At 73.8% G+C, this 14,401-nt stretch carries 12 protein-coding genes; 6 read left to right on the top strand and 6 right to left on the bottom strand.

Annotation, left to right across the window (positions count from 1 at the left end; genetic code table 11):
- Nucleotides 1–35: 35 nt before the first annotated feature.
- Together ABD340_RS39040 and ABD340_RS39045 are read right to left on the bottom strand one after the other, a co-directional pair.
- Complete coding sequence (locus ABD340_RS39040) at nt 36–998, bottom strand: CHAP domain-containing protein (RefSeq protein ID WP_344596128.1); 963 nt, start codon at nt 996–998, stop codon at nt 36–38.
- Between the two features lie 143 nt (nt 999–1,141).
- Nucleotides 1,142–1,930 (bottom strand): universal stress protein, encoded by a 789-nt coding sequence (locus ABD340_RS39045; RefSeq protein ID WP_344596130.1) that lies wholly within the window; start codon nt 1,928–1,930, stop codon nt 1,142–1,144.
- Between the two features lie 102 nt (nt 1,931–2,032).
- Between ABD340_RS39045 and ABD340_RS39050 the strand changes: the two genes are divergently transcribed.
- Complete coding sequence (locus ABD340_RS39050) at nt 2,033–2,623, top strand: YceI family protein (RefSeq protein WP_344596131.1); 591 nt, start codon at nt 2,033–2,035, stop codon at nt 2,621–2,623.
- On the opposite strand, the gene ABD340_RS39055 is transcribed toward ABD340_RS39050, so the two are convergent.
- Nucleotides 2,620–3,540 carry a LysR family transcriptional regulator gene (locus ABD340_RS39055; RefSeq protein WP_344596133.1) on the bottom strand — a complete coding sequence of 307 codons (921 nt, stop codon included), beginning with the start codon at nt 3,538–3,540 and terminating at the stop codon, nt 2,620–2,622. The genes ABD340_RS39050 and ABD340_RS39055 overlap by 4 nt on opposite strands.
- A gap of 386 nt (nt 3,541–3,926) precedes the next feature.
- On the opposite strand from ABD340_RS39055, the gene ABD340_RS39060 reads away from it, so the two are divergent.
- The gene (locus ABD340_RS39060; RefSeq protein ID WP_344596135.1) at nt 3,927–6,008 is read left to right on the top strand and encodes an ATP-binding protein; all 2,082 of its coding nucleotides are present in this window, start codon (nt 3,927–3,929) and stop codon (nt 6,006–6,008) included.
- A gap of 68 nt (nt 6,009–6,076) precedes the next feature.
- Here ABD340_RS39060 and ABD340_RS39065 read toward each other — a convergent pair whose 3' ends face one another.
- Nucleotides 6,077–6,841, bottom strand: a complete 765-nt coding sequence (locus ABD340_RS39065; RefSeq protein WP_344596137.1) for a maleylpyruvate isomerase family mycothiol-dependent enzyme — start codon at nt 6,839–6,841, stop codon at nt 6,077–6,079.
- Between the two features lie 75 nt (nt 6,842–6,916).
- On the opposite strand from ABD340_RS39065, the gene ABD340_RS39070 reads away from it, so the two are divergent.
- The 3 genes from ABD340_RS39070 (at nt 6,917) to ABD340_RS39080 (ending at nt 10,735) form a co-directional block, all read left to right on the top strand.
- Nucleotides 6,917–7,822 carry a MerR family transcriptional regulator gene (locus ABD340_RS39070; protein WP_344596139.1) on the top strand — a complete coding sequence of 302 codons (906 nt, stop codon included), beginning with the start codon at nt 6,917–6,919 and terminating at the stop codon, nt 7,820–7,822.
- Between the two features lie 83 nt (nt 7,823–7,905).
- A complete protein-coding gene (locus ABD340_RS39075; protein ID WP_344596141.1) occupies nt 7,906–8,988 on the top strand; it encodes an LLM class flavin-dependent oxidoreductase in 1,083 nt (360 codons plus the stop codon).
- Between the two features lie 31 nt (nt 8,989–9,019).
- Complete coding sequence (locus tag ABD340_RS39080; protein ID WP_344596142.1) at nt 9,020–10,735, top strand: hypothetical protein; 1,716 nt, start codon at nt 9,020–9,022, stop codon at nt 10,733–10,735.
- Nucleotides 10,736–10,739: 4 nt separating this feature from the next.
- On the opposite strand, the gene ABD340_RS39085 is transcribed toward ABD340_RS39080, so the two are convergent.
- Entirely contained in the window at nt 10,740–11,219 is a 480-nt protein-coding gene (locus ABD340_RS39085) for a MarR family winged helix-turn-helix transcriptional regulator (protein ID WP_344596144.1), read from the bottom strand.
- Nucleotides 11,220–11,287: 68 nt separating this feature from the next.
- Entirely contained in the window at nt 11,288–11,860 is a 573-nt protein-coding gene (locus tag ABD340_RS39090; RefSeq protein WP_344596145.1) for a TIGR03086 family metal-binding protein, read from the bottom strand.
- 148 nt (nt 11,861–12,008) lie between these two features.
- Between ABD340_RS39090 and ABD340_RS39095 the strand changes: the two genes are divergently transcribed.
- Nucleotides 12,009–14,378, top strand: coding sequence for a terpene synthase family protein (locus ABD340_RS39095; RefSeq protein WP_344596147.1), 2,370 nt, complete (start codon nt 12,009–12,011; stop codon nt 14,376–14,378).
- Nucleotides 14,379–14,401 lie beyond the last annotated feature (23 nt).

The raw sequence follows: 14,401 nt of genomic DNA on the forward strand, positions 1-14,401 counted from the left end.
CCCCGGGGTCGCCCCCCGGGCTCGCAGGGTTAACTCTAGCGGAAGGTTGGGGTGGTTGCGTACTTCCTTTGCTCGGCGTGGGTGCTGGAGAGGGCGGCGTCGGCGTGGAGGGAGTTCCAGAAGGCGAGCTCGGAGTCCTCTTCCAGGTGGGCGATGCGGCCCCAGAATTCGCGGTCCTCGGCCTCGTGGGCGGCGGCCAGGGAGAGGGCGGGCATCACGGTGGTGCCGGCGTCGGCCGCGTCGAGGTCGGCCGGGGTGATGTCGGCGGGGAGTTCGACGGGGACGCGGTGGTGCTTGCCGCGCTTGCGGACGCGGATCGGGGAGTTGCTGGGGGCCTTCGCGGCGGCGGCGCGGCCGGCGGCGAGGGCGACGGTGCCGCACAGGACGAACGCCAGGACGCCGGTGAGGAGGACCTCCTGGGAGGGGAGGTCGGCGGTGGAGGTCGTCTCGTGGGTCTGGGTCTTGGGGGCGGCGCCGGTGAGGGACTCGACCTTGGGGGCGGGGGCGGCGTGTTTGGGGGTGTACTTCGCCTGCTTGACCTTGCCCGGATAGCCGAAGCCGACGACCGAGTCCATGTCGCGGGTCTTGCGCATGAGCTTGTAGCCGTCGGCGTTGGCCTCGATGGTGTGCAGGGTCCTGCCGTCGATCTTCTCGACGAGGCCGACGTGGTCGATCTGGTCGAGGTCGCCCGAGCCGTTCCAGTCGTAGAAGACCAGGGCGCCGGGGACGGGCTCCTTGCCCCAGGCGTCGTGCTTCTTGAACCATTTCGCGTGCTCGACGGTGGCGGCGAACTGGCCGGCCTGCTCGGTGACCCCGGCCTGGTCGGCGGCCCACGCGAGGAACATGTCGCACCAGGGTGCGGTCTTGTAATAGGGGTTGTGGTCGGCGTCCATCTTCTCGGTCCACCAGTTGCCGAACTTGGTGTAACCGTCGCCTTTCTCGGTATAGCCGAGATTCTCCTCGGCTATGTCGAGCAACTTCCTGCCGATGGGGTCCATGACGCTCCCTCCCTGGCGCGGGCGGCGCCCCCCGACCCGGCCGGGCCGCGACCCGGTGCAAGGTCACGTTCCCATATCGACGGAATGTAGCCGAGGTAAAGGGGGGCGGCAAGCCGTTCCTAAAAAACGGTCAATTCGGGCTATCAGGAGTAGCCACGCGGAAGAACGGTGACCGGACAGGGGGCCGCTCGGAGGACCTTGAGGGCGATCTCGCCCAGGAAGACGCGGTGCGCGGAGGCGTCCTCGCTGCTCGCGCAGACCAGCAGTTCGCCCTCGGTCCAGCCGGTGCCGCCGATCGCGCCGGCGACGTCGTCGCCCTCGGCCAGCTCGGCCTCGGCCTCCAGGCCGGAGGTCTCGGCGGCGAGCCGCACGGCCAGCGCGAGGTCGTCGCGGAGGCGGTCCTCGGAGTCGTCGCCGACCGCCAGGGTGAGCAGGCGCAGCGGGACGTCCAGGCGGGCGGCGGCGAGGGCGGCGCGGACGACGGCCTCGTCGCACTGGGGGCGGCGGACGTAGGCGACGGTCAGCCGGCCGGGCAGTTCGGGCGGCACGTGGCCGGCGGGGGCGATCATTACGGCCTCGGGGGCGGAGTGGAGCAGCTTGTCGGCGGTGGAGCCGACGGCGATGCGGCCGTGGGCGCCGCCCTCGGTGGAGCCGACGACGATGAGGTCGGCGCCGATCCGGCTGGCCAGGACGGAGAGGCCGCGGCCGACGCCGCGGCCCTCCTGGACGGTGGTCTCGGCCTCGGGGGCCTCGGCGGCGGCCTGTTCGAGGAGGGTGCGGGCCTCGCCGGCGGCGGCGGGGCGGTCGGGCGGATGGACGGTGGCGACGGTGAGCCGTCCGCCGGTGAGCGCGGCGATCCGGCGGGCCAGGGCGAGGGCCTCGCGGCCGCCCGGCCCGGCGGCGAATCCGGCGAGGACGTGCTCTCCGATCATGTCCGCATCGTTCCCCCGAACGGGGACCGGGTCACGTCCCCTTTATCGCACTTCGGGTACATTTTGTCCTCTTGACCGAATTGATCTGGGGGGATCAGTACAGTGACCACTGCGGCACCGGACCTCGCCGCCGGCCGGTGGAGCATCGATCCGGCGCATTCGGAGATCACCTTCACCGTCCGGCACCTGATGACGACGGTCCGCGGCTCGTTCACCGGCTTCGAGGGCGAGTTGCGGGTGGCCGATGACCCGATGGCCTCGGCGGCGCGGGCGGAGATCTCGATGGCCTCGATCGACACCCGCAGCGCCGAGCGGGACGCGCACGTCCGGTCGGCGGACTTCCTGGACGTGGAGCGGTACCCGTCGATGACGTTCACCGGCACGGGTGTGGAACGCGCCACTGTGGGCCGCAGGGCCCGCACCCCCCGCTTCCACCTGGACGGTGACCTCACGATCCGCGACGTCACCCGCCCCGTGCGGCTGCTGGTGGAGTTCCACGGCGTGGAGGGCGACCCCTGGGGCGGCACCCGCGCCGGATTCACCGCGACGGCCAGTATCAGCCGCCGCGACTTCGGGATCGAGTTCAACGTCCCACTCCACGGGGACAAGGTCATGCTCGGCGACACCATCGCCATCCAGCTGGAGATCCAGGCCGTCCTGGACGTCCCGGCCGGCACGTTCGACGGCCTCTAACCCCCGGCCCCGGCCCGTGACCGCCGGGTCAGGGCCAGGAGGTCCCTGGCCGGTCCGGTGGGGCGCCGCCCGGACGGCCAGACCGCGCGCAGCGGCCGGTTCAGGTCGAGGCCGTGAACGGGGATCGCCACGAGCCGCCCGCCGGAGAGCTCGTCGGCCGCCGCCAGTTCGCTGACCACGACGGGCCCGGCGCCCGCCACCGCCGCGGCCTTGAGCGCCGTGGTGGAGGCGGGCCGGAGCAGCGGGGGAGCGGTGCCGCCGAACGAGGACAAGGCCCTGTCGAGCACTTCGCGGGTGCCCGCGCCCCCGTCGCGCAGGATCAGCGGGGTGCCCGCCAGTTCCTCGGCCGTCACACCGTCGCGGCGGCGGGCCCAGGGATGCCGGGGGGCGACCACCACGACCAGCTTGTCGGCGGCCACGACCGTGCCGCTGAGCCCGGCCGGTGTGCGGGCGCCCTCGACGAACCCCAGGTCGGCCCCGCCGATCCTCACCTGCTCGGCGACTTCGGTGGAACCGGCCGCGCGCAGCGTCACCGCCGTATCGGGGTGCGTCTCGCGCAAGGCGACCAGCCAGCCGGGCATCAGGCACTCGGCGACGGTGAGGCTCGCCGCGATCCGCAGCCGCGGATCGTGCCGCTCCCGGAGGGCGGCGATCCCGGCGTCCATCGCCTGGGCGGCGTCCAGCACCTGCCGGGCCCACTCGGCGACCAGGGCCCCGGCCTCGGTGGGACGGGAGCCGCGCGCGGAGCGTTCGAGCAGCGGCACGCCGACCTTGTCCTCCAGCGAGCGGATCCGGGCGCTGGCGGCGGGCTGGGTGACGCCGAGCTCGGCCGCCGCACGGCCCACGCCGCCCAGCCGGACGACGGCCAGCAGCAGCTCCAGAGCGCCGAGATCGGGCACGCGGCGGGTGTCGGCCATGGCTCCGTATCCTACGGGTGGCCATAAGGCCGCCTTATGTGTCTGCGGGGCTGGATCCTGGTGGCGCGGGCGCTCGCTCCTTGGTCGGAGCCGCGCGTTTCATCATGACAAGGATGTTGACTCCGGCTCCGCCGGTGTCGGGTGCCGCCGTTGTGGCCGGACGCGGTCACCGTCCCGGTGGGGCCTTGACGGCGGCCCGATTCCCCGTCGCGCGCGGAGCCGTCGGCGGTGCTCGGACCTGCCGCGGTGCCGCACCCGACGTCTGACAGAGGGCCTTACCAGGGGCCGTGGCGGAACGGTTGCGAGACGTTCCGCCCTCGGTACGATGCTGCCTGACGTCCCGGGGAGGCGCCGGCCCGGTCCGGCGGGAGGCGAGCGAGGCGGCGGTGTCGCTGACCACATCGGAGCAACGTTGGGGCCCGTTGCCGGCCGAGCCGACGAGCTTCGTCGGCCGGCTCGGCGAGCTGGCCGAGATCGCGGAGCTGTTCGCGCGGTGCCGGCTGGTGACGCTGATGGGGCCGGGCGGCGTCGGCAAGACCCGCCTCGCGATCCGCGCCGCCGGGCGGCTGGCCGCGTCGTTCGAGCACGGGGTGTGCTTCGTCGACCTGTCCGGCCTGCGCGAGTCCACCCTGCTGCCGCAGGCGGTCGGAGCGGCGTTCGGCCTGCCCGACCAGGCCTCGGACGTAGCGCTGGACGCGCTGGTGGACTACCTCGGCGACCGGCGGGTCCTGCTGGTCCTCGACACCTGCGAGCACCTGATCGACGGGTGCGCGATGCTGGCCGAGGTGCTGCTGCAGAACGCGCCCGGCCTGCGCATGCTGGCCGTCGGCCGCCGGCCGCTCGACATCTCCGGCGAGTACACCGTCATGGTCGCGCCCCTGGCCGTCCCAGCGGAGCCGCCTGGCGCGCCGTGCGACGCCGTGACGCTGTTCGCCGAGCGCGCCGCCGCCGCGGTCTCCGGATGGACGCTTAACGAGGGGAACACCGCGGCGGTGGCGCTGCTGTGCCACCGCCTCGACGGCATCCCGTTGGCGATCGAGCTGACCGCGGCGCGGTTGCGCGCGCTGCCGGTCGAGCAGCTGGCCGATCGGCTCGGCCGGCGCATCCCGCGGCCGCGCGGCGGCGCCGGTACGACGCTGCGCGCGGCGATCGACTGGAGCCACGAGCTGTGCTCGCCCGGGGAGGGGCTGCTGTGGGCGCGGCTGTCGGTGTTCGCGGGCGACTTCGACCTGGAGGACGCCGAGCACGTCTGCGCCGGTGGCGAGCTGCCCGCCGGGGAGATCGCCGGGCTGCTGGCCGGCCTGGCCGCCCAGTCGATCGTGGTGCGGTGGGAAGGCGACGGCGCCGTCCGCTACCGGCTGCCCGGCGCCCTGCGCGAGTACGGCGCCGAGCACCTGGAGCGGCTGGGCCAGGCCGAGACGGTGCGGAGCCGGGCGTTCGAGCGTTTCAGCGGCGTCATCGGGCGGGCCGCCGCCGAGCTGGCCACCGGCGCGCAGCCGCGCTGGCTGGAGTGGTTCCGCCGCGAGCAGGCCAACGTGCGCGCCGCGATGGAGCACGGCCTGCGGACGGCGGCCGACGAGGACCTCGCACGGGCCGTGCTGGGCCTGGGCCGGATCCTGGCGCTGCAGGGCCTCATCGGCGAGGCGCGCTACTGGGGCACCCGCGCGTTCGCCGTCCGCGACCTGGGGGCGCTGCGGATCCGCGAGTCGGCCGAGCTCCCGGCGCTGTTCGGGCTGCTGGCCGTCCTGCAGGAGGACCTGGCGTCGGCCCGGGAGCTGATGGATCTGGCCGAGGTGCGCGCCCGCGCCGCCGGCGACGACGTGCGCGGCCTCGCCTACGTCCGCGAGGTGCAGGGCATCGCGGCGCTCAGCGCGGGCCGGATGGCCGAGGCGTCCCGGCTGCTCGGCGAGGCCCGCGACCTGCACCGGCTGGCGGGCAACGACGACGTGCTGGCCCCGGTCAGCGACGTGTTCCTCGCGGCCGCCGGCGCCCTGGCGGGCGATGTCGAGAACGCGGTCCGCTACTGCACCGACGTCATCGCGGCCACCGAGGCCGCCGGTGAGCTGTGGTGCCGCTCGTACGGGCTGTGCGTGCGGGGGCTGGCGGTGACGCTGGGCGGCGAGCCCGAGCGCGCCCTGGACGATCTGCGCGCCGGGCTGCGGATCAAACGCGACCTCGGTGACCGGCTCGGCATCGCGCTGGCGTTCGACATGATCGGCGTGGCGCTCGTCGGCCTCGGCCGGGCGGCGCCGGCCGCCCGGCTGTACGGCTCGGGCGACGCGGCGCTGAGGTTCACCGGGGTGTCGCTGTTCGGTCTCAGGCACCGGCTGCGTGAGGTCCACCGGCGCCGGGGCGAGGAGCTGATCGGCGAGGGGGCGTTCCGGCGGGCCTACGAGAGCGGGGCGGCGCTGCCGCTCGACGCGGCGGTCGCCGAGGCGCTCGGAGAGCCGCCGGGACAGCACAGCTAGGGCGTGTCTTACGGAGCTACGTTCTGTTGCACGACGAACAAGACCCATCAGACACGCCCTGGCGGTGGTCAGAAGGCGGTGCGCGCGAGCCAGTGGTCGAGCAGCGCCCCGTCGCCCTTCACCGTGACCCGGGGATCGTCCGGCGGGAGGCGGCGGGAGAAGACCAGCAGCAGATCGCTCACGCGGGCGTGCAGGACGACGTCGCCGGAGCCGGGGGCGCCGCGTTCCCAGGCGATCCCCTCCGGGGTGCGGGTGATGATCCAGCCGTCGCCGCCGGGCGGCTGGAGGCACAGCGTCTCGCCGTCCCCGCGAAGTTCGGCCAGCGCGGGCCGCTGCCGGGCCGCGCCCGGCCAGGACAGCAGCTCCAGCCCTTCGCTGATCGCGTCGGCGGCGAGGTCGTCCGCCAGGGCGAAGGGCCGGCCGAGCGCCAGCGCGGCGTCGGCGTGGTGCACCGAGGTGTCGTGCAGTATCCGGCGCAGCCAGAACGCCGCGGGCCGCGGGCCGAGGAAGGTCCACACCCGGGTGCCGGCCTCCCGCAGGCCCTCCTCGGCCAGCCGGTCCGCGCCCTCGCGCAGCCAGGACGCCCAGTCCGCGGGCGGCACGTCCACGGCCGGCGGGACGAGCGACTCCGGCCCGGCGGCGCGGCTCGCGACCAGGTCGGACGACCAGCGTTGCGCCGCGCCGACGTGCTCGACCAGGTCTTTGACCGTCCATTCCGGGCAGGTCGGGACGGGGTGGCCCGGTTCGGCGCCCGCGACGGCGTCGGCCAGGGCGCCGGTCTGCTCGCGCAGCCCGGCGGCGAGCCGGTCCGCCGGGGGTGTCGACGCGTTCATGATCGCCTCCAGAGTTCGGGTGGGCCTGGTGACCCGTACGGTAGGAGTTCCAGCCGGGTGGAGGTTCAAGTGGCCGTGAGCGACGACACGATCGGGATCGGGGAGCTGGCCCGGCTCGCCGGGCTGCCGGTGCGGACCGTGCGCTTCTACTGCGATGAGGGCGTCCTGCAGCCGCGCCGCAGCGCGGGCGGGCACCGGCGGTTCGACCAGGCCGCGGTCGAGCGGCTGCGGCTGGTGCGGCGGCTGCGCGCGCTCGGGCTGGGCCTGGCCGCCATCACCCGGGTGCTGGCCGGGGAGCGGGCGCTGGCCGAGGCGGTCGCGGCCGAGCGCGCCGCGGTGGACGCGGAGATGGCCGCGCTCGCCTGGCGGCGCGCGTCGCTGCGGGCGGTGGAGGAGGCCGCGCCTGCCGAGCGGGCCGCGCGGCTCGACCTGCTGGCCGTCGTGGAGCGGGGCGGCGGGGCGGCGTACGAGGCGGTGCGGGAGTTCTGGCGGGAGCTGATGGTGGCTCCGATGCCGCCGCGGAGGCTGGAGGACTTCGTGGACGGCATGGTGCCCGTCCCGCCCGCCGATCCGACGCCCGGGCAGGTCGTCGCGTACGCCGAGCTGGTCGTGATGGCCGCGGACCGGCCGCTGGTGCGGCGGCTGCGCGAGCGCGGGAAGGCCAACGCTCCGCACATCGCCGACGAGGCCGCGCTGCTGGGCGGGATCGCGGAGGCGTGCGCGATGGCGGCGCCCGACGTGCGGGGCGGGCTGGACCCGCGTCCGGGCCCCGCGCTGGACCGGCTGGTCGGCGCGTACGCCGAGGCGCGGGGCGGGCCGGACACCCCGGAGTTCCGCCGGCGCCTGCGCACCAGGATCCTGGCGGACGACGTCCCGGAGGTACGCCGCTACTGGCGGCTGCGGGGGGAGGTGACCGGTGATCCGCTCACCCTCGGCGCCGTGCACGAGTGGTTGGTGAAGGCGCTGGCGGCGCCGGTCTAGGCCGGTCCGGCCGTCCGGAATGGGCGATGGGGGTATGTCGTTCCGGTAGCATAGTTGAAACTTCTACTATTTGAGGAGGCGGCGTGCAGTTCGGAATCTTCTCCGTCGGCGACGTCACCACCGACCCGACCACCGGCCGCACGCCGACCGAGGCGGAGCGGATCAGGGCGATGGTGACCATCGCCCTGAAGGCCGAGGAGGTCGGGCTGGACGTCTTCGCCACCGGCGAGCACCACAACCCGCCGTTCGTGCCGTCGTCGCCCACCACCATGCTCGGATACATCGCCGCCCGCACCGAGCGGCTGATCCTGTCGACCTCGACCACGCTGATCACCACCAACGACCCGGTGAAGATCGCCGAGGATTTCGCCATGCTCCAGCACCTGGCCGAGGGCCGGGTCGACCTCATGATGGGACGCGGCAACACCGCGCCGGTCTACCCCTGGTTCGGCCAGGACATCCGGGAGGGCATCCCGCTCGCCATCGAGAACTACCACCTGCTGCACCGGCTGTGGCGGGAGGACGTGGTCGACTGGGAGGGCAAGTACCGCACCCCGCTCCAGTCGTTCACCTCCACCCCGCGCCCGCTGGACGGCGTCCCGCCCTTCGTGTGGCACGGCTCCATCCGCAGCCCGCAGATCGCCGAGCAGGCCGCCTACTACGGCGACGGCTTCTTCGCCAACAACATCTTCTGGCCGAAGGAGCACTTCATCCGCCTGATCGAGCTGTACCGCGGGCGGTACGAGCACCACGGCCACGGCCGGGCCGACCAGGCCATCGTGGGCCTGGGCGGGCAGGTCTTCATGCGCGCGAACTCCCAGGACGCGGTGAAGGAGTTCCGGCCGTACTTCGACAACGCCCCGGTGTACGGGCACGGCCCGTCGCTGGAGGAGTTCACCGCGGAGACGCCGCTCACCGTCGGCAGCCCGCAGCAGGTGATCGACCGGACGCTGTCGTTCCGCGACTCCTTCGGCGACTACCAGCGGCAGCTGTTCCTGATGGACCACGCGGGGCTGCCGCTCAAGACCGTCCTGGAGCAGCTCGACATCCTGGGCGAGGAGGTCGTGCCGGTGCTGCGCAAGGAGTTCGAGGCGCTGCGGCCCGCGGACGTCCCGGCGACGGCCCCGGCCCACGCCGATCTCGTCGCCGCCGCGATGACCGGCTGATCCCGGCACCGGCCGCTGGCATCCTGGGCGCATGCGGGAGACGGCGAAGGACCCGGGACTCGTGCCGCCCGTCCTGTACCTCCTGGAGGACGCGGACGTGGAGGAGCGGGGCACGCCCGGGATCGCGGTCTCCGCGTGGGCCGCGGAGATCGCGGGCGGCGGCGACGTCCGGGACGCCGACCGCCGGGCGACCGCGCTGCGGGCCCGATGGGCGGGCACATCCGGGCCCGCCGCGCGCCTCGGCGTCCTGCTCGCGATCGGGGAGTTCGCGCGCGGCTGCTCCGCCGCCGTCCTGCCCGAGATCCTGATCTGGCTGCGCGGGCTGCGGGACGCCGGCGACGATCCGCACGTACGGCTCGCGGCCGCGATGGCGCTGGCCCATGCCGTCGAGGCCGAGCGTGCCGAGACGGCCCGCGACCACCTGGCCGAGGCGGCGGACGTCGAGGTGTGGCGCGATGTCCCCTGGGTGGGGGCCATGCCCGACGAGCTGGTCGGGGTCCTGGGTGGGACGGGCGCCGCGCTGGTCCGATGGGTCGGCGACGCGCTGGGCGTGGCCGACCGTGCTGATCTGTGCTCGGCGCTGGCCGGGCACCCCGACGGCGACCGCCGGACCGGCGCCGTGCACGTGGCCGCCAAGCTGATCGCGCGGTGGCGTTCACCGGCCGTGCCGCTGCTTCCCGCGCTCGCCGCGTGGACGCGGGACCCTCTCGTGGCGGTCCGCGAATACTCGACCCACATCCTGGCCGCGCTCGGCGAGCACGCTGACGTGCTCGCGGACCGCCTGGACGACCATGCGGCCCTGTTCCCTCAGCTGGGCTACCACATCGGCGACATCGCGGCGTGGGGACTGGCCAGGCAGGATGACCCGCGATGCGTGCCACACCTGGTCGAACGGCTCGGCGGCCCGGAACTCGACCGTGTCCTCGGCTCCGCCGAGAGCTTGAGCACCAAGTGGCTCTCGTCGCGCAGACCGGGTCTCGGCGAGGCTCTGGTGCTGATGCGCGCGCATGCCGGGACGTTCCTGCCGCTGATCCGCGCACGGTTGACCGACTGCGCCCCGCGCGCGGCGGCCGCGCTCCTGCGCGTCCTGGAGGAGTGGCGTGACGACGCGGCCGACGCCCTTCCGGAGATCATGCCGCTGCTGGAGACCGAACTGCACGGCGCGGCGGTCGACGCGCTCGCGGCCACCGGCGCCGCGGACGCGGTCCCGGCGCTGGAGCGCCTCGCCCGCCGTCCGCCCGACGGCCTCCCCGCATGGGCTCCCGGCCTGTCGCGGCTCCGGGACGCGCGGGCGTACTGGAGGCTCACCGGGGATCCCGAGCACTACCTGGCCGCCCTCGAAGCGGCGTTCCGGCCCGAGCACGTCCAGGCGCAGTGGCGGTACTTCGCCGACCTCGGCCCGCACGCCGCCGCTTTCGCCGGCCGGCTCCGGCCGCTGCTCCGGCATCGGGACGTGCTCAAACGGGTGGCCGCCGCCTACTCCCTCTTCCGCATCACCGGAGACCCGGACGAGGTCAGGCACGTGCTGTGGGAAGCGGTCCATCCGATCGCCACCCGCTCCCACAACAGCGTCACCTGGTCGGCATTGCACCACCTGACCGAGATGGGCCCGGCAAAGCCCAGAATGCGGCCCGTCCTGGAAGACCTCCTCGCCTCGGACCGGCGCCACTGCAACAACGGCGGCGTCGAGGCCATCGACGAGGACGCCGCCCTCCGCGAGTACGCCGCGACCCTCCTTGCGAACTGAGGCGTCAGGCGGGTGCGACGGCCGCGTCCAGGCGTTCGGTCATCCTGCTCAGCAGCCCGTGGAGGGTGCGCAGCTCGTCGAGGTCGAGGCCGCTCGCCTCCGCGATCCGCGGCGGGATGCGGACGGCCTGCTCGCGCAGCTCCCCGCCCTTCGCGGTCAGGTGGACCGACACCGAGCGCTCGTCGCGACGGCTGCGGCGCCGTTCCACCAGGCCGGCCGCCTCCAGCCGCTTGACCAGCGGCGACAGCGTGCCGGAGTCGAGCCGCAGGCGCGTCCCCAGCTCCTTGACGGTGGGCCCGTCGGACTCCCACAGCGTCAGCATGACCAGGTACTGCGGGTAGGTCAGGCCCAGGTCGCGCAGCAGCGACCGGTAGAGCGCGTCGAACGCCCGCGAGGTGGCGTGCAGGGCGAAGCACACCTGGTGGTCGAGCCGCAGCATCTCCCCCGGGGAGAGCGCGGCGAGGTCGGATTCGCGGACGCTCATACCCGTGATTCTACAATTACCCTGAGCGGCGACTGAATTGTCCGCAATTAAACCGGACTGGCAGGGGCTCAGGGCGTCCAGAAGGGATCGCGGCCCGTCAGTCCGATGAGCCGGTCCAGCGCCGGCGCCTCCGGCGGGACGGGAACGGCCGCACCGAACGGCCCCGGCTCCGGCCCCGACTGCGCCTGCGACACGAACTCCAGGCAGGCGTCGATCTCCTCCTGGGGCACGTCGTAGGGCCGGTCGGTGGCGCGGGCGATGTCCCAGCCGTGGACGACCAGCTCGTCCAGGGCGACCAGGCCGGCCACCTCGCCGGGCAGGTCGACCCCGCCCGCCTGTGTCATGCCGGTCCAGGCGTCCGGGGCGCGCCAGGCCGCGGCGAGGGCGTCCAGGCGCTCGGGGTACAGCTTCTGCCAGCCGCTCTCCAGCCGAGCGGCGTCGCCCGAGGGGCCCTGCGCGGACAGCGCCGTCCTCGCGTCCTTGGCCGCGGCCCAGGTGAACGCCAGCGCCAGCCCGCCGACATGGTCGACCAGATCGCCGAGGGTGTACTCCCCGCACGGGGTGCGGGCGCCGAGCGCGTCGTCGGGCACGGCGGCGAGCAGCGCCGCGGTACGCCGTGCGGCCGGGGTCAGATCGATCATCGTTGACTCCTTCGAGGTGGTTCCGACGATATCGACCGCCGGAGGCGCGGCAAGTCATCGAAGCCATCAAAGTATTACTTTCTGTCGCTGAACGGGTGCCGTACGTTGCTGAACTGACCCAGCGCAGAGGAGAGGTCGGAACCGACTCATGCAGCCGTTCGAGCTTCCGGAGTTCTACGTCGTCCACCCCGCCCGGCTCAACCCGAACGCCGAGGGCGCCCGCGCGCACAGCACGCGGTGGGCCCGGGAGATGGGCATGCTGGACGACACCCGCGACCCCGGCACCCCGGAGATCTGGAGCGAGGAGCAGCTCGCCGCGATGGACTACGCGCTGCTGTGCGCCTACACCCATCCCGACTGCCCGGGTCCCGAGCTCGACCTGATCACCGACTGGTACGTGTGGGTGTTCTACTTCGACGACCACTTCCTGGAGGTCTTCAAGAAGACCCGCGACCGGGACGGGGCGAGCGCCTATCTCGACCGGCTGTGCTCGTTCATGGGCCCGGAACCGCCGGAGCCGCGGAACGCCGCCGAGCGGGGCCTGGCCGACCTGTGGGCGCGCACCGTGCCCGCGATGTCGGACGAGTGGCGCGCCCGGTTCGCCGAGAGCACCGAGAACCTGCTGCGCGAGTCGCTGTGGGAGCTGTCCAACATCTCCGCCGACCGGGTGCCCAACCCGGTCGAGTACATCGAGGTGCGCCGCAAGGTCGGCGGCGCGCCCTGGTCCGCCGACCTGGTCGAGCACGCGGTGGCCGCGGAGGTCCCGGCGCGGATCGCGGCCACCCGGCCGATGCGGGTGCTCAAGGACGCCTTCTCCGACAGCGTCCACCTGCGCAACGACATCTTCTCCTACCAGCGCGAGACCGAGCGCGAGGGCGAGGTCAACAACTGCGTCCTGGTCGTCGAGCGGTTCCTGGGCGTCGACCCGCAGCGCGCCGCCGGGATCGTCAACGACATGCTCACCTCGCGGATGCGGCAGTTCGAGAACACCGCCCTCACCGAGGTGCCGCACATCGTCGAGGAGCACGCGCTCGATCCCGCCGAGCGCGCCGCCGTCCTGGCCTACGTCAAGGGCTTGCAGGACTGGCAGTCGGGCGGCCAGGAGTGGCACATGCGCTCGAGCCGATACATGAACAAAGGAGCCGCGGAGAGGACGGGCGGCCTGCCCGGAGGGCCGACCGGGCTGGGAAGCGCCGCGGCGCGGCTGAGGCCGGTGCTGCGGGCCTCCAGGCCGAGCCCGCTGACCGTCCCGCGCCGGCCGGTGGGCCCCACGCCGCTGCCGGAGTTCGCCGAGCCGTGCGAGCCCCAGGCCAACCCGCACCGGGAGCGCGCCGCCCGGAACGTCGTCACCTGGTGCGGCGACATGGGGATGTACGAGCCGGTGGCCCGCCACCCCGAGCCCATCTGGACCGAGCCCCTGCTGAGGGAGTTCGACTTCGCAAACTGCGCGGCCTCGATCGACCCGGACGCCACCGCCGAGGAGCTCGACCGGACCACGCGGTGGCTGACCTGGGGCACCTACGCCGACGACTACTTCCCGGCGATCTTCTCCCGGGATGGGGACATGGCCGGGGCCAAGGTCTTCGTGGCCCGGCTGCCGCTGTTCATGCCGCTGGACCTCGGCCCCACCCCGCCCCCCGCCAACCCCGTGGAGGCGGGGCTCGCCGACCTGTGGCCCGGCGCCGCCGCGCCGCTGCCGAGGCGGGCGCGCGAGGCGTTCCGCGCCACCGTCGAGCAGATGACCGAGAGCTGGCTGTGGGAGCTGCACAACCACCTCCAGAACCGCATCCCCGACCCGGTCGACTACCTGGAGATGCGGCGCCACACCTTCGGCTCCGAGTTGACCATCAGCCTCATGCGGCTCGGGCAGGGTGACCGGATCCCCGCCGAGGTGTTCGAGACGCGCGTCGTCAAGGACATCGAGAACGCGGTCATGGACTACGCCGTCCTGACCAACGACGTGTTCTCGTACCAGAAGGAGATCGAGTTCGAGGGCGAGCGGCTCAACGGCGTGCTGGCGGTGCAGCACCTGCTGGACTGCGGGCGCGACGCGGCCGTGGCGATCGTCAACGACCTGATGACCTCGCGGTTGCGGCAGTTCGAGCGGATGGCCGCCGACGAGCTGCCGGCGGTGTTCGGGGAGTGCGGCCTCGGCGATGCGGGAGGGGAGATCCTGGAGGGCTATGTGACCGATCTGCGGAACTGGATGGCCGGGATCCTCAAGTGGCACCGCGAGACCCTCCGATACGAGGAGGGCCCGCTGCGGGAACGGTACGGCGACCGCGGGGCCCGCCCGGCCGGCGCCGCCGTGCCCGGGACGCCCCGCGCGCCGCTCGGGCCCAACGGGCTCGGGACCTCCGCTACCCGCGTCCGGCTTCCGCGCCCTGCGGTCGCCGCCGCGCCGATCCGGCCCCGGCCGGCTCCGGTGCCGTCCGCTCCGGCGCCACCGGCTCCGCCGGTGCCCGGACCCGGTCGCGTTCCGCACGGCGCGTGCGCTGGTCGCGGCGCATCCGGATGATCCGGCGGCCCATGCGCTGTGCC

The organism is Actinomadura vinacea, assembly GCF_039532545.1.
Classification (GTDB): domain Bacteria; phylum Actinomycetota; class Actinomycetes; order Streptosporangiales; family Streptosporangiaceae; genus Spirillospora; species Spirillospora vinacea.

Bases quoted from the DNA above. Each gene is read 5' to 3' on its own strand.
- ABD340_RS39085 (WP_344596144.1), bottom strand. From the start codon at position 11,219: ATGAGCGTCCGCGAATCCGACCTCGCCGCGCTCTCCCCGGGGGAGATG.
- ABD340_RS39090 (WP_344596145.1), bottom strand. From the start codon at position 11,860: ATGATCGATCTGACCCCGGCCGCACGGCGTACCGCGGCGCTGCTCGCC.
- ABD340_RS39055 (WP_344596133.1), bottom strand. From the start codon at position 3,540: ATGGCCGACACCCGCCGCGTGCCCGATCTCGGCGCTCTGGAGCTGCTG.
- ABD340_RS39045 (WP_344596130.1), bottom strand. From the start codon at position 1,930: ATGATCGGAGAGCACGTCCTCGCCGGATTCGCCGCCGGGCCGGGCGGC.
- ABD340_RS39095 (WP_344596147.1), top strand. From the start codon at position 12,009: ATGCAGCCGTTCGAGCTTCCGGAGTTCTACGTCGTCCACCCCGCCCGG.
- ABD340_RS39040 (WP_344596128.1), bottom strand. From the start codon at position 998: ATGGACCCCATCGGCAGGAAGTTGCTCGACATAGCCGAGGAGAATCTC.
- ABD340_RS39065 (WP_344596137.1), bottom strand. From the start codon at position 6,841: ATGAACGCGTCGACACCCCCGGCGGACCGGCTCGCCGCCGGGCTGCGC.
- ABD340_RS39080 (WP_344596142.1), top strand. From the start codon at position 9,020: ATGCGGGAGACGGCGAAGGACCCGGGACTCGTGCCGCCCGTCCTGTAC.